The 20,636-nt window shown below is 62.2% G+C and carries 21 protein-coding genes and 1 pseudogene; 14 read left to right on the top strand and 8 right to left on the bottom strand.

Features of this window, described 5'->3' with window-relative positions:
- Positions 1–118: 118 nt before the first annotated feature.
- The 5 genes and pseudogenes from JYG36_RS26880 to JYG36_RS23165 form a co-directional block, all read left to right on the top strand.
- A pseudogene (locus JYG36_RS26880) lies at positions 119–1,213 on the top strand (methyl-accepting chemotaxis protein); the annotation flags it as partial.
- Positions 1,187–2,116: a methyl-accepting chemotaxis protein gene (locus JYG36_RS26875; protein ID WP_502937521.1), complete on the top strand. Its 930-nt coding sequence runs from the start codon at positions 1,187–1,189 to the stop codon at positions 2,114–2,116. The pseudogene JYG36_RS26880 and the gene JYG36_RS26875, both read left to right, overlap by 27 nt.
- 171 nt (positions 2,117–2,287) lie before the next feature.
- A complete protein-coding gene (gene fabV, locus JYG36_RS23175) occupies positions 2,288–3,502 on the top strand; it encodes an enoyl-ACP reductase FabV (protein ID WP_213602410.1) in 1,215 nt (404 codons plus the stop codon).
- Between the two features lie 181 nt (positions 3,503–3,683).
- Positions 3,684–4,370 carry a GNAT family N-acetyltransferase gene (locus tag JYG36_RS23170; protein ID WP_045196087.1) on the top strand — a complete coding sequence of 229 codons (687 nt, stop codon included), beginning with the start codon at positions 3,684–3,686 and terminating at the stop codon, positions 4,368–4,370.
- Between the two features lie 9 nt (positions 4,371–4,379).
- Complete coding sequence (locus tag JYG36_RS23165) at positions 4,380–5,324, top strand: alpha/beta hydrolase family protein (protein ID WP_213602408.1); 945 nt, start codon at positions 4,380–4,382, stop codon at positions 5,322–5,324.
- Here JYG36_RS23165 and JYG36_RS23160 read toward each other — a convergent pair.
- From JYG36_RS23160 to JYG36_RS23145, 4 genes are read right to left on the bottom strand one after another with little or no spacing between them, the layout of a single operon-like run.
- Positions 5,308–5,649: a HopJ type III effector protein gene (locus tag JYG36_RS23160; protein ID WP_045196090.1), complete on the bottom strand. Its 342-nt coding sequence runs from the start codon at positions 5,647–5,649 to the stop codon at positions 5,308–5,310. The genes JYG36_RS23165 and JYG36_RS23160 overlap by 17 nt on opposite strands.
- Positions 5,642–5,938 carry a DUF1244 domain-containing protein gene (locus JYG36_RS23155; RefSeq protein ID WP_045196092.1) on the bottom strand — a complete coding sequence of 99 codons (297 nt, stop codon included), beginning with the start codon at positions 5,936–5,938 and terminating at the stop codon, positions 5,642–5,644. Before JYG36_RS23155 ends, JYG36_RS23160 begins: the two co-directional genes overlap by 8 nt.
- Positions 5,939–5,962: 24 nt before the next feature.
- The gene (gene folM / locus JYG36_RS23150; protein ID WP_093387995.1) at positions 5,963–6,661 is read right to left on the bottom strand and encodes a dihydromonapterin reductase; all 699 of its coding nucleotides are present in this window, start codon (positions 6,659–6,661) and stop codon (positions 5,963–5,965) included.
- A gap of 55 nt (positions 6,662–6,716) precedes the next feature.
- On the bottom strand, positions 6,717–7,286 hold the full coding sequence (locus JYG36_RS23145) for an antibiotic biosynthesis monooxygenase (RefSeq protein WP_045196096.1): 570 nt from the start codon (positions 7,284–7,286) through the stop codon (positions 6,717–6,719).
- A gap of 238 nt (positions 7,287–7,524) precedes the next feature.
- On the opposite strand from JYG36_RS23145, the gene JYG36_RS23140 reads away from it, so the two are divergent.
- The gene (locus JYG36_RS23140) at positions 7,525–8,475 is read left to right on the top strand and encodes a MerR family transcriptional regulator (protein ID WP_176794344.1); all 951 of its coding nucleotides are present in this window, start codon (positions 7,525–7,527) and stop codon (positions 8,473–8,475) included.
- Here the strand turns inward: JYG36_RS23140 and JYG36_RS23135 are convergent.
- Positions 8,460–9,077: a hypothetical protein gene (locus JYG36_RS23135; RefSeq protein WP_213602406.1), complete on the bottom strand. Its 618-nt coding sequence runs from the start codon at positions 9,075–9,077 to the stop codon at positions 8,460–8,462. The two genes, JYG36_RS23140 and JYG36_RS23135, sit on opposite strands and share 16 nt — an antisense overlap.
- Before the next feature lie 68 nt (positions 9,078–9,145).
- Positions 9,146–9,607, bottom strand: coding sequence for a PAS domain-containing protein (locus tag JYG36_RS23130; RefSeq protein WP_045196101.1), 462 nt, complete (start codon positions 9,605–9,607; stop codon positions 9,146–9,148).
- Between the two features lie 142 nt (positions 9,608–9,749).
- Here JYG36_RS23130 and JYG36_RS23125 point away from each other — a divergent pair, with 142 nt between their 5' ends.
- Positions 9,750–10,205, top strand: coding sequence for a flavodoxin (locus tag JYG36_RS23125; protein WP_093388001.1), 456 nt, complete (start codon positions 9,750–9,752; stop codon positions 10,203–10,205).
- A 3-nt stretch (positions 10,206–10,208) separates the two neighbouring features.
- Here JYG36_RS23125 and JYG36_RS23120 read toward each other — a convergent pair whose 3' ends face one another.
- A complete protein-coding gene (locus tag JYG36_RS23120; RefSeq protein WP_093388004.1) occupies positions 10,209–11,093 on the bottom strand; it encodes a LysR family transcriptional regulator in 885 nt (294 codons plus the stop codon).
- A 96-nt stretch (positions 11,094–11,189) separates the two neighbouring features.
- Between JYG36_RS23120 and JYG36_RS23115 the strand changes: the two genes are divergently transcribed.
- The 6 genes from JYG36_RS23115 to JYG36_RS23090 all read left to right on the top strand — a co-directional run bounded on the left by JYG36_RS23115 (position 11,190) and on the right by JYG36_RS23090 (position 18,371).
- The gene (locus tag JYG36_RS23115) at positions 11,190–11,576 is read left to right on the top strand and encodes a CidA/LrgA family protein (protein WP_093388007.1); all 387 of its coding nucleotides are present in this window, start codon (positions 11,190–11,192) and stop codon (positions 11,574–11,576) included.
- Entirely contained in the window at positions 11,566–12,252 is a 687-nt protein-coding gene (locus tag JYG36_RS23110) for an LrgB family protein (RefSeq protein WP_093388009.1), read from the top strand. Before JYG36_RS23115 ends, JYG36_RS23110 begins: the two co-directional genes overlap by 11 nt.
- 186 nt (positions 12,253–12,438) lie before the next feature.
- Positions 12,439–13,344, top strand: a complete 906-nt coding sequence (locus JYG36_RS23105) for an alpha/beta fold hydrolase (RefSeq protein WP_093388012.1) — start codon at positions 12,439–12,441, stop codon at positions 13,342–13,344.
- Positions 13,345–13,473: 129 nt separating this feature from the next.
- The gene (locus JYG36_RS23100; RefSeq protein ID WP_371128689.1) at positions 13,474–14,382 is read left to right on the top strand and encodes an SDR family oxidoreductase; all 909 of its coding nucleotides are present in this window, start codon (positions 13,474–13,476) and stop codon (positions 14,380–14,382) included.
- A gap of 75 nt (positions 14,383–14,457) precedes the next feature.
- Complete coding sequence (locus JYG36_RS23095; protein WP_045196112.1) at positions 14,458–14,811, top strand: hypothetical protein; 354 nt, start codon at positions 14,458–14,460, stop codon at positions 14,809–14,811.
- A gap of 503 nt (positions 14,812–15,314) precedes the next feature.
- Complete coding sequence (locus tag JYG36_RS23090; protein WP_213602403.1) at positions 15,315–18,371, top strand: hypothetical protein; 3,057 nt, start codon at positions 15,315–15,317, stop codon at positions 18,369–18,371.
- A gap of 10 nt (positions 18,372–18,381) precedes the next feature.
- Here JYG36_RS23090 and JYG36_RS23085 read toward each other — a convergent pair whose 3' ends face one another.
- On the bottom strand, positions 18,382–19,161 hold the full coding sequence (locus tag JYG36_RS23085; RefSeq protein WP_045196116.1) for an IclR family transcriptional regulator: 780 nt from the start codon (positions 19,159–19,161) through the stop codon (positions 18,382–18,384).
- Positions 19,162–19,334: 173 nt separating this feature from the next.
- Between JYG36_RS23085 and hmgA the strand changes: the two genes are divergently transcribed.
- Positions 19,335–20,636: a homogentisate 1,2-dioxygenase gene (hmgA, locus tag JYG36_RS23080; protein WP_045196118.1), complete on the top strand. Its 1,302-nt coding sequence runs from the start codon at positions 19,335–19,337 to the stop codon at positions 20,634–20,636.

The raw sequence follows: 20,636 nt of genomic DNA, 5'->3' as shown, positions 1-20,636 counted from the left end.
ATATGCGCTATACAGGTGCTGCTGAATACACTCAGTGGCCTTGTGCCACTGTGCGCAGAACAATAAGAATCGGAGGGCGCCACCTGTGAACAGCCTGTTGTATCCGGCCATCGCGTTGATGAACCGACTGAGCTTCGGGATGAAGTTCAGCCTGATCAGTATTCTGTTTTTCCTGCCCATGCTGGTGACCAACTATTACCTGGTCCGCGATTCCTATGCGCAGTTCCACGCCACCCGCACCGAGCTGCAGAGCCTGGAGTTGCTGGCCAGCAGCCTGGCCCTGCGCGGCGAGGTGGAAGCCCTCGGCAACCTGGTGCAGATCAATGCCGTGCTCGGCCAATCGGGCAAGGCCGCGGATCTCGAGACGCAGATAGCCGGCGTCGAGCAACAGGTGCAGCGGCGCCTGTCCGCCTTGGCGGCAATGAGCGGCGATGAAGCACAGGTCAAGGCTTTTGATGACAAGCGCAGCGAGATGCTCGAGACCCTCAAGGCGGCCCAGGGCGAGTCTTCGCTGTCCAGCAAGGTGGCGTTTTTCGACAAGCTGCTGGGCCAGGCCCAGGTGCTCAGCAAAGTGGTTGCCAGCCAGGCCGGGCTCAGCCAGGACAGTGACTCGGCGATTCGCCAGCTCAGTGAACTGATGACCACGGTCACTGCGCAGGTGACCCAGACCCTCGGCGAGGGACGGGCGATCGGCTCGTATTCGCTGGGCCAGGGCTTTGTCAATTCGGCGTCCAGCGCACGCTTCGATGACCTGCTGCAGAAACTGGAAAAACTCGGCGCCGACTACGCTATCCGCCTGGATGAAGCGCTGGCTATCGAGCCCGGCGCGCAAGCGCGGCTGGGCAGCCTGGCCAGCAGCAGCCAGGCGTCGCTCAAGCAGGCCAGTGAACTGATCGAGGAGCAGGTCGTGGTCGCCGACACCCTCGACGCGCCCTGGCCGGGGTTCTACAAGCAGTTCAGCGGTTTGATCGAGCAGACCTACACGCTCAACAGCGCCGTCGGCGAGTTCCTCGGCCACCAGCTCGAGCAACGCCTGGCGGAACACCGCTCGCACATGATCCTGCAGGTCTGCGCGCTGGCCGCGGTGTTCCTGCTGATTGTCTACCTCTACAGCGGCTTCTACGCCTCGACCCGCAACACCCTCAAAAGCCTCGGCGCGGTGATGGACAAGGTCGCTGCCGGTGACATGACGGTGAACTTCCAGGCCAGCAGCCGCGATGAGCTGGGCGAGTTGGGCCAGTTATTCAACGGCACCGTGCGGCGCATTCATGACCTGATCGAACAGGTCGGCCACACCGTCGCCGAGGTCGAGCGCCAGGCCGAGCAGGTGCACGCGGTGTCGGCGCGCAGCAACCAGGCGGTCAGCGGCCAGCGTGGGCAGATCGAACAGGTGGCCACGGCCATGAACCAGATGTCGGCCACCGCCCAGGAGGTAGCGCGCAGCGCCGCGGCGGCAGTCAGCAGCGCCCACGGCGTCAACCGCGAAACCGTCAGCGGCCGCGGCCTGGTGCAAACTCAGCAGGGCAATATCGCCCGCCTGGCCGGCGAAATCGACCAGTCGGTGGCGGTGATCAACCAGCTGGCCAGCGACAGCAAGGCCATCAGCCGGGTGCTGGAGGTGATCAAGAGCATCGCCGAGCAGACCAACCTGCTGGCCCTCAACGCTGCTATCGAAGCGGCCCGGGCGGGTGAGCAGGGCCGTGGCTTTGCCGTGGTCGCCGATGAAGTGCGGACCCTGGCCAAGCGCACCCAGCACTCCACCGAGGAGATCGAGCAGATGATCTCGCGCCTGCAAGGCGGGGTAGGGGCTGCCGTCAAGGCCATGGACAGCAGCCATCAGATGGCCTCGGGCACCGTCGGCGAGTCGCAACAGGTGCAGCAGGCGCTGGAGAACATCCTTGGCGCCATCGGCAGTATCGTCGACCAGAACCAGCAGATCGCCGCCGCAGTGGAGCAGCAGACGGCGGTGGCCCATGACATCGACCAGAACATCGTCGAGATCAACCGGGCGGCGGAAAACACCACCCAGGGCGCGCACCAGACCGAGGACGCCAGCCGCCAGCTGTCGACCCAGGTGCTGGAACTCAAGCGTCTGATCGGTGCGTTCCGGGTCTGAGATCAGCGGTTGCTGAAGTTTTCCGCGCTGTGACAAAGTAGCGCCCTGCAGGATTCCAGGGAGCCGGATGTGTCGGCAACGCTGCGGGTGTAGTCTCACCCTCACAGCAAACGGAACCTCGAGTCCACGCGATTCGGCTCCCTCAGCAAATTCACTGACGAGGTACAGACATTGGCCATCATCCATCCCAAAGTCCGCGGTTTTATCTGCACCACTACGCACCCGACCGGTTGCGAGCTGAACGTACGTGATCAGATCGAAGCCACCCGCAAGCTGGGCGTGCGCGAGGATGGTCCGAAAAAAGTACTGGTGATCGGTGCATCCAGCGGCTACGGCCTGGCAGCGCGCATCACCGCAGCGTTCGGTTTCAAGGCCGACACCCTGGGCGTGTTCTTCGAAAAACCGGGTACTGAAACCAAGGCCGGCACCGCGGGCTGGTACAACGCTGCCGCCTTCGACAAGTTCGCCAAGGCCGAAGGCCTGTACAGCAAGTCGATCAATGGCGATGCCTTCTCTGACGAAGCGCGGGCCAAGGTCATCGAGCTGATCAAGAACGAAATGGGCGGCCAGGTCGACCTGGTGATCTACTCGCTGGCCTCGCCAGTGCGCAAACTGCCTGCCTCGGCCGGTGAGCGCGCAGGCGAGCTGGTTCGCTCGGCGCTCAAGCCAATCGGCCAGCCGTACAAGTCGACCGCCATCGACACCAACAAGGACACCATCATTGAGGCGTCCATCGAGCCGGCTAGCGAACAGGAAATTGCCGACACCGTCACCGTCATGGGCGGCCAGGACTGGGAGCTGTGGATCGACGCCCTGAACGCCGCCGGTGTTCTGGCGCCGCAAGCGCGCACCGTGGCCTTCAGCTACATCGGCACCGAGATCACCTGGCCGATCTACTGGCACGGTGCCCTGGGCAAGGCCAAGCAGGACCTGGACGAAACTGCCCTGCGCCTGAGCAAAAAGGTCGGTGGCAGCGCCAACGTGGCGGTGCTCAAGTCGGTGGTTACCCAGGCCAGCTCGGCCATTCCGGTAATGCCGCTGTACCTGTCGATGGTCTTCAAGATCATGCAGGAAAAGGGCGTTCACGAAGGGACCCAGGATCAACTGGATCGCATGTTCCGTGACCGTATGTACCGTGCGGACGGTGCCCCGGCGCAGCTGGACGAGAAAGGCCGCCTGCGCCTGGACGACTGGGAACTGCGTGACGACGTACAGGATGCCTGCAAGGCCCTGTGGCCGCAGGTGACCACCGAGAACCTGTTCGAAATGACCGACTACGCCGGTTACAAGAAGCAGTTCCTCAACCTGTTCGGTTTCGAGCGTCAGGATGTTGACTACGACGCCGATGTGGCGACCGACGTACGGTTCGACTGCGTCGAGCTGTAATTAGGCGTTGCTAACTCTTTGTTGTCGCACCTGTTTTTCCTCGGGTGCGGCAACAGTTTCAAACTCGAAACACAATTTGAAACAAGTATGTCAGTGGCCTTTTGCTACCCCCTCCTCGGCACTGATCTATACCACTCATTCAAATGCCCTTTAAACCGTCAAGGTTTCGACAGGAGGCACCATGAGTGGACTGCAAAAACTAAAAGAGCGGATCAGGCAAAAGGGTCTGCAAAAGGTCCTCAAAACCCTGTGTGAGCGCTACATCTTCTTCCATTGGGAGTTGCTGTGGATGGAGCGCGACCTGATCAGCCCGGTACCGCCGCACAATCTGCGTGAGCATCCTGCGGTGCGCCTGGTGCAAATCACCACGGACAACGCCGATGCCTTCGCCCGCTATTTTGGCGACCGCGTGCAGACCATGCGCGAACTGGCCGCCGAAGGTCACACCGGGCACATGTACCTGGACGAGCAGGGCGACGCCGTGGCGTTTATTTTTGCCAGCATGCGCGACTATCACGACCGTCATTACTACGGCTGCACCTTCCCGGTGAAGCCCGGCGAGTTCTTTGAGTTCGGCGGCGAGATGACCCGTGCCTTCTTTGGCACCCGGCTGTCGGTGGATGCCCAGGTCAATTTGTGGGAAGCCATGCGGGAAAAGGGCTGCCACAAGGTGGTGGACGTCTGCGAAACCCACAACATTCCGGCGCTCAAGCTGCATCTGCGCATGGGCTATCACGAGCAGGGGCGGGTGATGCACGTGTATGGCCTGTTCGGACGCTGGCGCCTGTTCCGTGAAACCCGCTACGATGGCTCGCGACTAAGCGGTTTGCGCAAGGTCCCTGCACCGCGGGTAGCGGCTTCGGCATGACAGAGGTCGATGAGCAGTCTCGAAGCATTCCCGGCTTTGCCCGTTGCCAGCAACTGCGGCGAGGCCTTTCGTGAGATCACCGCCGATGGCTATGCCCTCGGCGGTTTCTGTTGGCGCCAGCAGGTGCCGGACGCCACGCGCCCGCTGGTGATCATCAATGCCGCCACGTCAGTGCGCTGCAGCTACTACGCCCGTTTTGCCCAGTACCTGTTCGGCCATGGCCTGGATGTCATCACCTATGACTATCGTGGCATCGGTGAGTCGCGTCCGGCGTCCATGCGCCATTTCCAGGCGTCCTGGAGCGACTGGGGCGTGCTGGATTTCGAAGCCATCCTGCAACGTGCCCAGCGCGAGTTCCGCGGCCAGCCCATCGATGTGGTCGGCCACAGTTTTGGCGGTTGCGCGGCGGGGCTGGCGCCTTCGGCGGGGCAATTGCGCCGGCTGGTCACAGTGGGCGCGCAGTTTGCCTACTGGCGCGACTATGCCGCCGACAGCCGCTGGCAACTGTTCGGCAAATGGCACGTGCTGATGCCGTTGCTGACCCGCGTGTTCGGTTACTTTCCCGGCAAGCGCCTGGGCTGGCTGGAGGACACCCCGGCCGGGGTGGTGCGCGACTGGAGTACGCGCACGGCGGCGTATGAGCAGCGCCCCAGTGGCCGGGCGCTGGGTGAATTGCCCTTCGCCCGGGTCAGGGCGCAAACCCTGGCCATCAGCCTGAGTGACGACCCGTTTGGCACGGTGGCGGCGATCGAGCGCTTACTGGCGTACTTCGAGGCCAGTGAGCGCAGCCATCTGCGCATCGCCCCGGGGGATATCGATGAAAGCCGGATCGGTCATTTCGCCTTTTTCCACAGCCGCTTCCAGGACCGGCTGTGGCCAATTGCCCTGCACTGGTTGCAGCACGGGCAACTGGCCGAAGGCACGCCAGGGCGCTTGATCAGCCCAGGCGCTTGAGCGGCTGGGCGGCGAACTTGACGCCCGCCAGGCCATGCTCGATCAACGCGCGAATGTTGCTGTGGTCGCTGCCTTGCGGGGTGGCCAGCACCGAGCGGTAGTGCTCGCCGAACGCCAGCAGGGCTTCGTCATCGCTCAGGCCCTCAAGCAGGGCCAGGCCCAGGGTCTTGCACGAACCTTCGTTTTGCCCGGCTGCGTTGTCGACGCCGCCGTTGTTGAAGGCTTGTGGCTGGTAGCTGTAGTTGGCGGCGATGAAGGCCAGGGTGTCGGCGAAGGCATGTTCGCCGGATTTCAGGCTGGCGCGCAGGGTACTCAGGTCAGTCATTGGGTTTTCCTTTGGCGAACGCCGCTTGTTGTTCGGCGCTGGCTTCTTGCTGGTAAAGGGATTTCCATTCGGCGTAAGGCATGCCGTAAACCACTTCGCGGGCCTCATCCATGCTCAGCTCGATCTGCTTTTCGTCGGCGGCGGCCTTGTACCATTTGGACAGGCAGTTGCGGCAGAAGCCGGCGAGGTTCATCAGGTCGATGTTCTGCACGTCCTTGCGGCTGTCCAGATGGGCAACCAGGCGGCGGAAGGCGGCGGCTTCAAGTTCGAGTTTCTGTTGATCGTTCATGGACGTTCTCGTGACAGCGGTAGTTCAGTCTACCGCGATGCGGTTTTTCAGGTGGCGGCCACCGTTGATGACCAGGTTGCTGCCGGTGCTGTACTGGCTGTCGAGCAGAAAACGCACGGCATCGATCAGCGGCTGGGCGCCGGGCTCGAATTCCAGCAGGGCCTTTCTCAGGGTCTGCTGGCGGTAGGCCTCGTCGCTGTTTTCCTTGAGGATCAGCAAGCCCGGGAGGATCGCGTTGACGCGAATGCTCGGCGCGTACTTGGCAGCGAACGACAGCACCATGTTCTGCAGCGCGGCCTTGGTGGCGGCATAGCCGATATGGCTGCCGCTGCCGCGCGAGGAGGTCTCGTCGCAGATATGGATGATGTCGGCTTTGTCGACTTTGGCCAGTTGCGCGCCGAGGGCCAGGTTCAGGTGGTAGGGCGCCTCGACGTGCAGCTTGAACATGGTGTTGAGGTTGGCCAGGTCATCGTCGAGCCACAACGAGGCGTTGTGCACGATCGCCCGCAAGCCGTCGTAATTGCTTTGCAGGTGCTCGATCAGGGCCAGGCGGTCGGCTTCCTGGCACAGGTCGGCCTGGAACTGGATGATGTTCGGGTGCGCGGCCTCGGGGCTTTTGCTGCGGCTGGCGCTGACCACGGTATGGCCGGCCTGCGCCAGGTTCAGGGCCAGCGCCAGCCCGACTCGCTGGCTGGCTCCGGTGACAAGAATTGGGCTGTTCATGGTGGGGGCGGTCAACTTTTACTGGTTCGCTTGGATAACCCCCAGCATACCCGAACTAAGCGGGATTGCGCGCGCCCTGCGGCCCCGGGCGGGCGGGGCTGGCGTTCAGCCAGTTGGCCAGCAGGCGGGTCGACAATGGAATAAAGAAATACACCATCAACGGCGTCAGCCCCAGGGTACTGAGAAGGATGCGCGGCACCAGCTCCAGCGCGCCCAGCCAGTGGCCGAAGATCAGGTTGAACAGCAGTGACACCGGAAAGAACGCCAGCCAGATCGCCACCGCCTGCTTCCAGCGCGGCGGGCGCTGCACCGGGTTATTGCCGAACCAGCCTTCCAGGCCGCTGACCCGCTGTTCCGATGGCTCGGCGAACAGGCCATTGCCACGGGCCAGCCAGGCCTTGCGCGAGGCCGAATGCTCCCAGGCATGCATGGTCTGCTCGTTGGCAAAGCGGAAGATAATCTGGAATTCGTCGCCTTGCGGCGGCGGCGCGAGCACGCCCGAGCCCAGGTAGCCGGGAAAGTCGGTGGCCAGCTGTTCGCCTTCGTGCAGCCAGGCCATCAGGTCCTGGTAGCGACCATCGGCGACGCGGCGGGTAACCATCAGGGTTACGGGTGGGGTAGACATGGTATATCTCCTGGCAACTGGGCGTGGCGGGTAGGCCTGCCCCTTGAACGCCGCCCGGGGTGCTGGGCGGTATTCGCTTCTGTGCAAGAATCGATGCAAGAATCGGGCGCGGATTATTCCTTAAATAAGCTGACTCGTCAGTGCTGGTACTCGCCCACCTGTTAGAAATGCCAATGGTGGTGCTGGTGATTGGCGGAGTAGAATGACAATTGGCCCATAAACCCGCGGTTTCCCGGCAATGATCGAACCAGACCAGCCTTCATTGAATTCCCGTGAGTTTGACCACGAAGAACTGTTCCCGATCCGCGAAGTATCCCGCCTGACCGGTATCAATCCGGTCACCCTGCGTGCCTGGGAGCGCCGTTATGGGCTGATTCAGCCCACGCGCACCGAAAGTGGGCACCGTTTGTACTCGCAAGCGGACATCGACGAGGTACGTAGCATCCTCGGCTGGATCGAGCGCGGGGTTGCCGTCAGCAAGGTCGGGCGCATTTTGGCCAAAAGCCAGAATCTGAAGAGCGAAAGCCAGTCACCGCGTAGCGACGAATCCCAGGCCGATTTCAACCAATGGCAAACCCAGCTGCGCCAGGCCGTGAGGGCTTTCGACGAGCGCCGCCTGGAGCGGGTATACGGCCAGGTGTTCAGTAGTTATCCACAGCTGGTGGTGTTCCAGGACATCCTTATGCCGGTCTGGCAGGAGCTGCGCAGTACCCACGAAGCTTTCGGCCAGGCCAGTGAATGGCTGTTTCTCGACAGCTTCCTGCGCGGGCGGGTGTTGCAACGTTTGCAGCTGGCGCGTGAGCAGCAGGAAGTGCGCGTGCTGCTGGCGGCGATCCCCGGCCAGTGCCGGGAACTTGAGTTGCTAGTGGCGGCGCTGTTGCTCGGCACCAGCGAAATCGCCATCAGCGTGCTCGGCCTCGGTCAGCCGCTGGAAGAGCTTGGCCTGGTCTGCGAGCGCATGACCCCGCATGCTCTGGTGCTGTTTTCCAATCATCCGCCGGCCAGTGATTTACCTAAGCGCCTGGCGCGCCTGGCGCTGGCACTGGAGTGTCCGTTGTTGCTGGCGGGAGAGGCGGCGGACCTGGCTCAGGACAGCCTGATCGGCTCGCAAGTCGCGTGTTTGGGCAGCGAAGGACGCTTGATGCGCCGGCGGCTGCAGCAGTACCTGGCCGGTCACCTGGATTCTTGAGGGTGCAGCTCCGGATGGGCGCGGCGGTGTGCCTGGAGAATGTATTCGCGTAGCCGCTCGATTTCAGCCGGCAAGCTCTGGCCCAGGTTATAGGCGGCCAGGCGTTCGCCGGTGCGCCGCTGCAGGGTGCCGTGCAAGGCAATCGGGGCATCGCCGTCGGGGCTGAACCAGAGGTCGAAGTGTTTTGGTGGTTCGGGCAGCTCGCGCACTTCCAGCAACACACCCTTGAACGAGATTTCCCGCACCCACAAGCCGGTACTCAGGCCCAGCTCGTCTTCCAGTGCCACCGGTTGCTCCAGGGTCAGGCGCCAGGGGCGAACCACGGCGCCTTCTTCATAGATGTTCGGTGCACCCAGTTGCAGGTGCAGGGCATGGAACTCGTCTTCAACCAACTGCATCGGAAAGGTCATCTGCTGGTTATTGAACTGGGCCTGCAGGGTTACCTGCTCGTCGGCGATCAGTCGGGTCAGCAGGTTTTTGATTGCGCTGCCGCCATTGACCATCAGGCGCGACGCCGGTTCAGCCGGGATGGGCTGGGCCGCGTGCTGCATGGAGCGGATGAAGTCCAGCTCATCCTGGGTCAGAAGGGCATCTGCTTGCATGGTCGAACTCGAAGTGACAATCGTGAATGCGTTTCTTCACCGTCATGGACAACCAAACGGCGTGTTTGTTAAGACCGTTGGTCGGCTTCCAGCGCCGCGATGCGCGCGCGGGCGTCGGCCAGTTGGCGCTCAAGCTCGACTACCCTCTGTTCGGCTTCGACCTGGCGGCTGACATCCTTCTGGATGCCGATGAAATACTTGCGCTTGTCAGCCTCATTGAGCACCGGGGTAATCGACAGTTCATTCCAGAACGCGCTGCCGTCCTTGCGGTAGTTGCGCAAGATTTCCCGGCTTGGCAGGCCATCCTTGATCGCCTGGCGGATCAATACCCGGGCGCCCTGGTCGCGATCGTCGTTCTGCAGGAAGCGGCAGTCGCGATAGAGGATGTCGTTGGCGTCATAGCCGGTCAGGCGCTCGAAGGCCGGGTTGACGTAGATCAGGATGGTGTCGTCGTCGCCTTCCTGTTCGGCCACCACGATCCCGTCGTTAGAGGCGTCAATCATGCGCTGCAGCAGTGTGGCATTGATCATCTTGTTAGGTCCGCAAGGGCTGTAGATCGGGCATGCTGGCTGATTCTAGTGGATTGGCCGTCGCTGTACAGCGGCAGATTAAGGCCTTTTGCCAGTGCCTGATGCTAGTATCCTACGTTTTTACTCAGTTTCGGAAACCTCTATGAAAGTCGTGATCCTTTCCGGTTCGGTCTATGGCACCGCCGAAGAAGTCGCTCGGCATGCCGAGAAGTTGCTCAAACAAGCGGGTTTCGAGGCCTGGCACGCCCACCGGGCTACCCTGCAGGACATCCAGGGCTTTGCCCCGCAGGCATTTTTGGCCGTGACCTCGACCACCGGCATGGGCGAGCTGCCGGACAACCTCATGCCGCTGTTCAGTACCATTCGCGATGCGCTGCCGGCCGAGTGGCGCGGCTTCAAGGGCGCGGTGATCGGCCTGGGCGATTCCAGCTATGGCGATACCTTCTGCGGTGGCGGCGAGCAACTGCGCGAGCTGTTCGCCGAGATGGGCCTGGTAGAGGTTCAGCCGATGCTGCGCCTGGATGCCAGCGAAACCGTTACCCCGGAAACCGACGCCGAGCCGTGGCTTGCCGAGCTGGCCAACAAGCTGCGCGGCTGATCATTACGACTGTGGCTGCTCGCGCAGCAGCTGCAGCCAGGCCTGGGCGGCGCGCGACAGGTAGGCGCCCTGGCGCCAGATGAAGGCGATGTCCCAGCGCAGGTCGGTCGGCGCGCTCAGTGCCAGGCGCACTACCCCCGGTCGTTCCAGGCCGCGGGCCACCACACTGGGCAACAGCACCACCCCCTGGCCGGCCGCCACCAGCGCGGCGAGAAAGTCGGCCTGGCCGCTACGGCCACCCTCCCTGGGGGTGAAGCCCAACTGCTGGCAAGCGCCGAGCAATCGGTCATTGAGCACGAAGCTGCGCTGATAAAGCAGGAACGGCGTGTCGGCCAGTTGCGCCAGGCTGACCTGGCCGGCAGCGGCTAAAGGGTGCTCGGTGGGCAGCAGCGCATCGAGGGGCTCGTTGCAAAATGGCTGGAAGGCAAAGGCCGGGTCGCTGGGGGTGAGGCTGCCGCCCAGTTCCAGTTCCCCGCTCAGTACGGCCTGCTCGACGCTGCGACTGCCGCCTTCGAACAGTTGAATGCTGATGTTCGGGTAGCGCCGCCGGTATTCGGCGAACAACCGTGCGAACAGCGCATCACTGCCCAGCAGTGGCAAGCCCAGGCGCAGTTCGCCGCGGGCCAGCTGGCTCAGGTCATCGAGCTCGCTGAGCAGTTCCTGGCGCAGGCGCAGCATGGCCTCGCCGCGTTCAAGCACGATCTTGCCGGCAGCGGTCAGGTGCAACTGCGAGCCCTGGCGCTCCAGCAGCGGCACGCCCAGGTCCTGCTCCAGTTGCGCAACCTGCTTGCTCACCGCCGACTGGCTGATGTGCAGGGTTTGCCCGGCCTGGGTAAAGCCGCCACGGTGCACCACTTCAAGAAAACTGCGTAGCTGTTTGAATTCCATAGCCTGAATTCCAATCTGGAATAGCTAGCAGTCTAACAATTCGCTTTTGGCGTGGTGAGCAGGCTTTTAAAATACAGGCCTGAGAGGACCCCCGCGATGAAACCCCCTGCGTTAAACCGATTTGTCCGCCTGCTCGCCGAGCTTGCGGTGTTGCTTGCTCTTTATAAGGTCGGTGGCCTGCTGGCCGCCTGGTTGGCCTGGCCGATTCCCGGCGGGGTCATGGGCCTTGCGCTGTTGCTGCTGCTGTTTGCTTTGGGTGTGCTCAAGCCGGCCATGTTGCAGCTCGGTGCCGGGTTGTTGATGGCCGAGATGCTGCTGTTCTTTATTCCGGCGCTGATGAGCCTGCTTGATTACGGCAGCCTGCTGCGCGATGAGGGCTGGCGGATTTTGCTGGTGATCGGCGTGAGTACCCTGTTGGTGATGGTGGTGACGGCGGTGACGGTGGAGTGGATCTGCCGCTGGAGGTTGCGCCATGACGCTTGAGCCGATGCCGCTGTTCTGGCTGGCCCTGACCCTGCTGGCCTATCTTGGCAGCCGCTGGTTGTACCGGCGCACCGGGCGTTACCTGCTGTCACCGTTGATCCTGGTGCCGGCCGTGCTGCTGGCGATCGCCGTGCCGCTGCACACCGCCTATGCCGAGTACGCGCGCAACACTCACTGGCTGATGTCGGTGCTGGGCCCGGTCACGGTGGCCTTTGCCGTACCGATCTGGCAACAGCGCGCCTTGCTCGCCCGCCACTGGCCGGCCCTGACCCTCGGCATGCTGGTCGGCAGTGCGGCCTCGATTGGCAGTTCCTGGGGCCTGGCGCAGCTGTTGGCACTGGACAGCTCGGTGAGCCTGTCGCTGGTGCCGCGCTCGATCACCACGCCCTTTGCCATGCCGCTGGCCAAAGACCTGGGCGGCGTGCCGGAGCTGACCGCGGTGTTCGTGATGTTCACCGGAGTGCTCGGGGCGATGTTTGGTGGCGTGCTGCTCAAGTACCTGCCGCTGCGCACGCCGTTGGCCCGTGGCGCGCTGTTCGGCGTCGGCGCCCATGGAGCGGGCGTCAGCCGCGCACATGAAGTGGGCGGTGAAGAGGGTTCGGTGGCCGGCCTGGTGATGGTTCTCACCGGCCTGCTCAATCTGTTTGCCGCGCCGTTGCTGACCTTGCTGCTGTGATTCACCTCGCTATTTTGCGCCCTGACTCCCAAGGTCAATAAGCTGGCTGCCAACGCAACTCTCGGCCAGGGCCTGCCTGACTAGACTGACGATCAATAGAGCACACGTATGTGCCGAGGTGATTGCAATGATCGCAGCCGATGCCTTGCCCAACACGACTACCTGTAACTTACCGGGACCACTGTGATGCCTTTGGCCGAGATTCCATTGTGCGTCTGGCGGACCCGGGGCCTGAATTTCTCGTTCCGTGGCCAGACCATTCGTTACTGGAGCGCAGGGCAGGGCGAACCGCTACTGCTCATTCATGGCTTTCCCACCGCCAGTTGGGACTGGCACTACCTGTGGGCGCCGTTGGCCCAGCGTTTCCGGGTGATTGCCTGTGACATGCTCGGCTTTGGCGATTCGGCCAAACCGCTGCATCATGACTACAGCCTGCTGGAACAGGCCGACCTGCAACAGGCGCTGCTGGCGCATCTGCAGGTCGAGCAGCCGGTGCATGTGCTCGGCCATGACTATGGCGGCAGCGTCGCTCAGGAGTTGCTCGCCCGCCACCATGAGGGCCGGGTGCAGATCGCCAGTTGCGTGTTCCTCAATGGCGGCCTGTTCCCCGAGCGTCATCGGCCGCTGATGATCCAGAAACTGCTGCTCAGCCGCCTGGGCTGGCTGGTCGGGCGCTCGTTCGGGCGTGATGACCTGGTGCGCCACGTTACCCAGATCTACGGCCCCTGCACCCATCCCAGCGAGAGTGCGCTGGACGATTACTGGAGCCTGATTGCTTCCAACCGTGGCACGCGCATCCTGCACAAGCTCATTGCCTACCTGCCCGAGCGGGTCGCCCACCGCGAGCGCTGGGTTGGCGCGATGCAGGCCGAAGGGGTGCCGCTGCGGCTGATCAACGGCGCGGTCGATCCGGTGTCCGGAGCGCATATGCTCGAGCGTTATCAGGAGCTGGTGCCCAATGCCGATACGGTGATGCTCCAGGGCATCGGTCATTACCCCCATACCGAAGCACCGGTACAGGTGCTGCGCCATTACCTGGCGTTTCGTGAACAACCCTTGGTGAGTGTGCCGCAGAAAGTCGCCTGGTCCTGAGCGACCCGGCGTGCGCAATCATCGCCTGGCCTTATCGCCTGCCATTCAGCGCCTGCCCGCTTGATTGTGTGCCAGCCGCGGCTGGTCGACACTCGGGCATCCCTCCCTTGTTCTGCTGGAGAACTGAGCATGACGATTCGCTTGGACGATAAAGTGGTGATTGTCACCGGCGCTGGCGGTGGCCTGGGTCGCGCCCATGCCCTGCTGTTTGCCCGCCATGGCGCGCGAGTGGTGGTCAACGATCTGGGCGGCTCGACCCACGGCGAAGGCGCCAGCGCCTCGGCTGCCGACCGGGTGGTGGCGCAGATTTGTGAAGCGGGCGGCATGGCCGTGGCCAACCATGACTCGGTCACCGATGGCCAGCGCATTGTCGAACAGGCCCTGGACAGCTTCGGCCGCGTCGATATCGTCATCAACAATGCCGGTATCCTGCGCGACAAGACCTTCCACAAAATGGACGACAGCGATTGGGAGCAGGTCTACCAGGTACACCTCGAAGGGGCCTACAAAGTCACCCGCGCCGCCTGGCCGCACTTGCGCGAGCAGAACTGGGGGCGGGTGATCTTCACCGCCTCGACCTCGGGCATCTATGGCAACTTCGGCCAGGCCAACTATGGCGCGGCCAAGCTCGGCCTGTATGGCCTGACCCGCACCCTGGCCATCGAAGGGCGCAAGCATGGCGTCCTGGTCAACGCCATCGCCCCCACGGGTGGCACGCGCATGACCGAAGGGCTGATTCCGCCACAGGTGTTCGAACAACTCAAGCCCGAGCTGGTCAGCCCGCTGGTGGTGTACCTGGGCAGTGACGCCTGCCAGGACAGCGGCGGCTTGTATGAAGTTGGCGGCGGCTGGGTCGGCAAGGTGCGCTGGGAGCGTAGCCTGGGTGTTGGCTTCGACCCGCGCGAGGGCTTTTCGCCTGAAGACATCGCTGCCAACTGGCAGCAGATCGGCAGCTTTGACAACGCCGTACATCCCAAGGACAGCCTCGAAGCCCTGCAACAGATGATGGCCAACCTGCAGAAGTATCCACAGGGCTGAACCTTGCCCAAGGTTGTGGTCGCCGGCTGAAGTTGCCTATGCTGGACGGCCACCTTGGTTGCAGGAGCACAGAGGATGTACGAATCCAGAACGGACGCTGTCATCTCTACCCGACAGTTCGGCTATCGCCTGATGTGGCACGGGATCGCGGCCTGCCTGTTGCTGATCGGCTCGATCCTGTTTGGCGTGGTTGGCCATCTGTACTTCGAGCCGCAAGTGCCCTGGCACGATGCCGTGTTCAACGCCACCTTGCTGCTGGGCGGGGTAGGGCCGGTGATCCTCCCCGAGTCTATTGGCGGCAAGCTGTTTTTTGCAGGTTACGGCCTGTATGTCGGCCTGGTGTTCGTCGCCAGCATCGGTCTGATCCTGGCGCCCATCGCTCACCGATTGTTGCACCGATTCCACTTTGATGACGCCGACGACGACTGAGTTGCAGGCATAAAAAAGGCCGCTGCAGTGCAGCGGCCAAGTAAGACGCAGATCAAGGAGCTTCAAAATCAACGTCGATGAACCTGGAGAAGACGCCATCAGGCGGGGTGTGCACGCCGGTTGATGGAATGGGCTGACGCTTTGATTTGGCGTCTGCACCGTCTTGGTGTAACCAGAATAGGCGCCTGTCAGAATCGGAAAAATAGGTATTTCTGACATTCACTGTTACAACTCAGGTAACAGTCAGCCCCCAAGACAGTAACCCGCTGTTTCACGAAAGTCAGTAAGCGAGTGTAAGCAACTGTGCACACTGTCCTTTTATTCTTATATGGAAATGGGCTGTTGCTTTAGTTAGCTGTAGGGCAATTCATTGGGTTTGAAAAAACGGGAGCCTGGGCACTTTCCAGAGATAGCAACCGGGACGGGTTTCGCTGAAATTTCCCTGAAGGTGGGCAAGTCAATTAGTCGCGTTATGACTATCAACCACCAACGGACATCAGCATATGGAATCGACCCGTTCGCTTGACACACCCGCGTTGAGCTACGACGACAGTACTCTGGAGACACTGCTGCTGGAAATGACCAGTAGCACTTTTGAAATCCAGCGCCAGCTTGAGTCGGTGGCAACGCTGCAGGATGCGGCGCTGATCAGTTTCTGGGAGAGGGCACGCAAGCCGGGTACAAAGCCGTTGAGCCTGTTTGTGCACCTGTCGAAATTGTTTTTTTTCGATCTGCGCTACTTTGCTTTGCGCCATCCCTGGCAGCAGCCGGAAATGGCAGCGCTGGAGGAGCAGATTTTCGATCCCGATGAGCACGTTCGCATTCTGACCCTCGATATTCAGGGACAGACGGCGATGTTGCCGTTGGCGTTTGTCATCAGCGAGTCGTTCGACCCGTCATCCACCAGCAAACTCTGGTTTTACAGCCTGCAGGAGGGGTTGCAAGCGCAGGGGGATGCGCGGCGATTCATCGACAGAATGACGCTGCGCCTGTGCGCACCGGCTGCCAAGGATCCCTTGGTGCAGCCGTTGCCGCACGGAGTAAAACAACTACTTGCGCAAGGCCACACGCCGCTATTGAGCCTGGTATCGCTGAGCGATAGTCCGTTTCGACAACAGGTAGACGATGTCCGCCAAGCCCTGCGCGGGGTTCCTGCCCACGATCTGCTGCAACAACGTCTCGCAACCCGGCTCAGGCAGCACCGCCACGCACAATTGCCTGAATGGTTGCGTGTTCTTGAGGGTGAACAACGTACCGCCTTCGAATTGCGCGAAGGCGCTGTTGCTTTGTGCCAGCAACGGGTCGATGAACACCTGCAAGGTAGGGCCAGCGTTGAGGACTATGCCGCTGCGCAGATCGCCGCTTACCTGTTGCAGGCCTTGGGTGTCGAGACAGATGCCGGGCAACTGCGCGTTCGAGTCAGGCATGCACTGGGCGTCGAGGGTGAAACGATACAGGGTGAGCGCGAGATGTCGCTGGTGCAGTGGGTGTTGTGCGGTGGTTACTCCGGCAGTGAGTTTCAGGCCCACGTCATCGATGACACGTTGGCGGCGCGCCTGACACCGGATGTCATTCAACGAATGATTGATGAACTTGAGGTGCGCCAGAGTTATCCGCAAGCGCTGCAGTCTTCCTACCTTGAAGGCTCTGGCCCTCAACTGATGAGCGATGTGGTCAATGCACGGTTGGCCTTGAGCGCCCTGGCCGCGCGCTACCAAGGGTTCGACCGGGAGGCTTGCGACGCTCTGGAAGCTGCTCGCAACCATACCGGCGCCCTGGCTGCGCTTGGGATCGACGCGGGTGCGGTGATCCTTGAGCCCTTGCAGTTGGCGTTCAAGGATATGCTCTACCTGAGTTTTGGCTCGCAGGACGATCATCGTTTCCTGCTCTATGCCCCTGGCGCGCCGGAAGCGGATCTGCGGGTGTTCAGCAATGTGGGGCAGCTCAGCCTGGAAATTGCCCGTTGGGCTCTGACCGACCAGGGGCAAACCTATCTGCTTGGCCAAGTGCCGGTCAACGCCAGGATGAGCTTCAGTCGGTTTCTCAAGCAGACGCAAAAATTGCCGGGCACCTGGTCCCGACAAACAGTGGCACTGGAGCGCTGGCCCGATGCGAGTTGGCCGAGGGTGTTGTCGCAAGTTGCTTTCAGGAAGGTCTCGGCGTTACTTGACCAACAGCAATTGGCCACGCCTCAGTGGTTCATCGATGCATCCCGAGTTCAACGCCAGCAACTGAGCCATGTTGATGCTCAACTAGGTGCGATCCAGGACGCCTACCAACAGCTCAACACTATCGAGCCCTTTGCCAAATACGCCCATCGCCAGGTGCAGGACTGGATCAAGAAGCTTCTACCTGCGTCTGATATAGACCCTGATACCGTACTGGTGGAGCTTGAGGACGGTGGCATAAAGACGCTCACCCGCACGGTCATTGAAGGTTACGACAGCAGTTTCAACTTCGCCGACTTTGCCAGAATCACCTCCACCATCGGCCAGGACCTGTCGCGACTCGATCGTCCCTCTGTCGATGGCTACATTCGATCTGCCAGGCTGGGTGAGCGCTACATCCAGATGATTCGCCGGCGCCTGCTCGACCCCGTTGAGCCACAGTACAAGCGCCGTCGCCTGCTTCACCGCGAGTTGCTGCGTTTGCAGATCCGCCGCGCCTGGCTGAGTGAAAGCATGGCGGGGCGCCTGACGTCCGAGCAGAGCGGGTGGCTGGGCATTGCTGTCGACAAGCTGGTTGATCTGGAGCCTGCGGTCGTTGGCGGTGAGCGGACCTCTGGCAAGAACGGTCTGTTCCAGCTGGCCCTGAGGGGCCGAAGGGTCGAGGGTGTGTACCTGTTCAGGAACGTATCGCAAAGCGTTGTCGAAGATCTTGTCTACACCCCCGATGCGCCGGATGACCTGATCTTCCGTACGCCGCAAGCGTTGGCGCTTCAATGGGAAGCGCTGCAGGACTATTTCTACCGGCGCGTGAGCATCGATGATCAGCCGGCTATCGGCAGCTTGATCGAAAGCGTTGAACGTGCCGCTGATGGTCAGGCAATGGTCCTCAAGGCGATCAGCGACTATAAGCGCGTGACCGATCTTGCCCATGAATTCGACGTGATGGTCGAGCGGATCATTGCCGATGTGGACGCCGACACCACCAGTGTGGCCGAACGAATCTGGGGCATCCTCTTCGAGGTCGCCATCGGCGTTGCGGCGATTCTTTCGATTCCCTTTCCACCGGCCACCCTGGCGCTGAACGTGGTGCTGACCCTGCGCTCGTTCGTGCAAGGTGCGCTGGCCTACGAGGATGGCGATCGGGCTTCAGCCTTGAAGTGGTTTGTTGTCACGGCTGTGGGGGTCGTGTCGATCTCCGGCTTGGCAGGGCGCTTCGCCAAAGCGCTATCGAAGCTGTCCAAGGGCCCCGGCTCGCCGACCACCGAGCTACTGAAAAAGCTGGTCGCCGACTTTGGCCAGGCGGGTTCGGAAACAGTCTCCAGCGTCGGTGAGGCGTTGGACGATGAACTCACCTTGTTCCTCAAGTACCTGGAGCGAACGGTTCCTGCCTGACGAGATGGGCTCAGGCCTCATACCCCATGCGCCAACTGATGGTCCTGGCGGTGGCCAGCAGTTGTTGCGCAGCGGGGCCCTGTTCATCCGCGTGGAAAATCGAGGTCGGGCCGACCACGGTCAGTACTGCGGCAATCTTGCCCACGGCGTTGAACACAGGAGCGGAAAGCGCATCGACTCCGGGCATCAGCAGGCCATGCACATGATGCAGGCCGCGTTGGCGGATGGTCGCAAACAATGCCTGGTATTCGTCGGCACTGTGACCTGATGCGGCCAGCTCTTGCTCGCGCAGCTCGATGGTTTCACGTTCTGGCAGGTAAGCGCCGAACACCAGGCCAGTGGAGGACGTCAGCAAGGGCAGCACCGAACCGATCTGGGTGACCACGGTAACCGCGCGCACCGCCGGCTCGATGTTGACCACGGTGGCGCCCTGGTTGCCCCACACGGCGATGAAGCAGCTTTCGTTGAGCTCGTCGCGCAGTTGCGACAGCGGCAGCGCCGCCTCTTTCAATACATCCATCCCGCCAAGCGCGGCCAGGCCCACGCGCAGGGCTTCGCGACCGAGGCCGTAATGGTTGGTGGCCGGGTTCTGCTCGGCAAAGCCGCTGGCGATCAAGGCCTGCAGGTAGCGGTGGACCTTGCTCGCCGGCATGTCGACGTGCTCGGCCAGGCGCGACAGCGAGGTGGACGGCGATAACTGGGCCAGAGCCTTGAGGATGTCGGTGCCGACCTCGGCCGAGCGGACCTTCTGTTTGCCGGAGCTGTCGGCGGGGGAGCTGGCTTTGGCCATGGGGGAGTCGATCCGGGGAGTTAGATGGGCGTCTTTATAGCTTGACGGTCTTCACCAATCAAATTACGTTATGCGTAATGTAATTACGATAAAAATAACGCAGAAGCGCTGCCATTCCTTCAAGGCCCGCAGCCAACTGCCATTGACCGGCCTGCACTGGGCCCGGAGGCTCGATGAACCTCGATAACACCCCCGTCCTTGGCTACCAGAGCGGTTTCGGCAACGAATTCGCCAGCGAAGCCTTGCCTGGCGCGCTGCCGGTCGGGCAGAACTCGCCGCAAAAAGCCCCGTATGGCCTGTATGCCGAACTGTTTTCCGGCACTGCCTTCACCATGGCCCGCAACGAACAGCGCCGCACCTGGCTGTACCGCATTCGCCCTTCGGCCCTGCACCCGCGCTTCGAGCGCCTGCAGCGTCAACTGGCCGGTGGCCCGCTGGGCCCGGTGACGCCCAACCGCCTGCGCTGGAGCCCGCAACCGATGCCGAGCGAGGCCACCGACTTCATCGACGGCTGGGTGGCCATGGCGGCCAACTCGGCAGGCGAGAAACCGGCCGGCATCAGCATCTATACCTACTGCGCCAATCGCTCCATGGAGCGGGTGTTCTTCAACGCTGATGGCGAACTGCTGCTGGTGCCTGAGCAAGGTCGCCTGCGCATCGTCACCGAGCTGGGCGTGCTGGAAGTCGAGCCGCTGGAGATCGCCGTGTTGCCCCGTGGCCTGAAGTTTCGCGTCGAACTGCTCGACGGCAAGGCCCGTGGCTATCTGGCCGAGAACCACGGTGCGCCGCTGCGCATCCCGGACCTGGGGCCGATTGGCAGCAATGGCCTGGCCAACCCGCGCGATTTCCTCGCGCCGGTGGCCCATTACGAAGAAACCGACGCCCCGGTGCAGCTGGTGCAGAAGTTCCTCGGCGAACTGTGGGGCTGCCAGCTCAATCATTCGCCCCTGGACGTAGTCGCCTGGCACGGCAACAACGTGCCGTACAAATATGACCTGCGCCGCTTCAACACCATCGGCACGGTCAGCTTCGACCACCCGGACCCTTCGATCTTCACCGTGCTGACCTCGCCGACCAGCGTACCGGGCATGGCCAACCTCGACTTCGTGATCTTCCCGCCGCGCTGGATGGTGGCCGAGAACACCTTCCGTCCACCGTGGTTCCATCGCAACCTGATGAACGAGTTCATGGGCCTGATCAAGGGCGAGTACGACGCCAAGGCCGAAGGCTTCCTGCCCGGCGGTGCCTCGCTGCACAGCTGCATGAGCGCCCACGGCCCGGATGCCGAGACCTGCAGCAAGGCTATCGCCGTAGAGCTGGCACCGAACAAGATCGACAACACCATGGCCTTCATGTTCGAGACCAGCCAGGTGCTGCGCCCGAGCCGTCATGCGCTCGAATGCCCGCAATTGCAGGCCGACTACGATAGTTGCTGGGCCTCGTTGCCGAGCACCTTTACCCCGAATCGGAGATAA

Origin of the sequence: Pseudomonas sp. SORT22, from assembly GCF_018417635.1 — a bacterium.
Classification (GTDB): domain Bacteria; phylum Pseudomonadota; class Gammaproteobacteria; order Pseudomonadales; family Pseudomonadaceae; genus Aquipseudomonas.
Note: the sequence above shows the minus strand (reverse complement) of the source record. Positions and strands in the feature narration are given on the sequence as shown.

Excerpts from the sequence above, each read along its gene's own strand:
- JYG36_RS23125 (WP_093388001.1), top strand. The coding sequence starts at position 9,750 with ATGAAAGTCGTGATCCTTTCCGGTTCGGTCTATGGCACCGCCGAAGAA.
- JYG36_RS23095 (WP_045196112.1), top strand. The coding sequence starts at position 14,458 with ATGTACGAATCCAGAACGGACGCTGTCATCTCTACCCGACAGTTCGGC.
- JYG36_RS23160 (WP_045196090.1), bottom strand. The coding sequence starts at position 5,649 with ATGACTGACCTGAGTACCCTGCGCGCCAGCCTGAAATCCGGCGAACAT.
- JYG36_RS23115 (WP_093388007.1), top strand. The coding sequence starts at position 11,190 with ATGAAACCCCCTGCGTTAAACCGATTTGTCCGCCTGCTCGCCGAGCTT.
- JYG36_RS23105 (WP_093388012.1), top strand. The coding sequence starts at position 12,439 with ATGCCTTTGGCCGAGATTCCATTGTGCGTCTGGCGGACCCGGGGCCTG.
- JYG36_RS23165 (WP_213602408.1), top strand. The coding sequence starts at position 4,380 with ATGAGCAGTCTCGAAGCATTCCCGGCTTTGCCCGTTGCCAGCAACTGC.
- hmgA (WP_045196118.1), top strand. The coding sequence starts at position 19,335 with ATGAACCTCGATAACACCCCCGTCCTTGGCTACCAGAGCGGTTTCGGC.
- folM (WP_093387995.1), bottom strand. The coding sequence starts at position 6,661 with ATGAACAGCCCAATTCTTGTCACCGGAGCCAGCCAGCGAGTCGGGCTG.
- JYG36_RS26875 (WP_502937521.1), top strand. The coding sequence starts at position 1,187 with ATGACGGTGAACTTCCAGGCCAGCAGCCGCGATGAGCTGGGCGAGTTG.
- JYG36_RS23135 (WP_213602406.1), bottom strand. The coding sequence starts at position 9,077 with ATGCAAGCAGATGCCCTTCTGACCCAGGATGAGCTGGACTTCATCCGC.
- JYG36_RS23085 (WP_045196116.1), bottom strand. The coding sequence starts at position 19,161 with ATGGCCAAAGCCAGCTCCCCCGCCGACAGCTCCGGCAAACAGAAGGTC.
- JYG36_RS23130 (WP_045196101.1), bottom strand. The coding sequence starts at position 9,607 with ATGATCAATGCCACACTGCTGCAGCGCATGATTGACGCCTCTAACGAC.
- JYG36_RS23145 (WP_045196096.1), bottom strand. The coding sequence starts at position 7,286 with ATGTCTACCCCACCCGTAACCCTGATGGTTACCCGCCGCGTCGCCGAT.
- JYG36_RS23090 (WP_213602403.1), top strand. The coding sequence starts at position 15,315 with ATGGAATCGACCCGTTCGCTTGACACACCCGCGTTGAGCTACGACGAC.
- JYG36_RS23100 (WP_371128689.1), top strand. The coding sequence starts at position 13,474 with ATGACGATTCGCTTGGACGATAAAGTGGTGATTGTCACCGGCGCTGGC.
- JYG36_RS23120 (WP_093388004.1), bottom strand. The coding sequence starts at position 11,093 with ATGGAATTCAAACAGCTACGCAGTTTTCTTGAAGTGGTGCACCGTGGC.
- JYG36_RS23110 (WP_093388009.1), top strand. The coding sequence starts at position 11,566 with ATGACGCTTGAGCCGATGCCGCTGTTCTGGCTGGCCCTGACCCTGCTG.
- JYG36_RS23155 (WP_045196092.1), bottom strand. The coding sequence starts at position 5,938 with ATGAACGATCAACAGAAACTCGAACTTGAAGCCGCCGCCTTCCGCCGC.
- JYG36_RS23170 (WP_045196087.1), top strand. The coding sequence starts at position 3,684 with ATGAGTGGACTGCAAAAACTAAAAGAGCGGATCAGGCAAAAGGGTCTG.
- JYG36_RS23140 (WP_176794344.1), top strand. The coding sequence starts at position 7,525 with ATGATCGAACCAGACCAGCCTTCATTGAATTCCCGTGAGTTTGACCAC.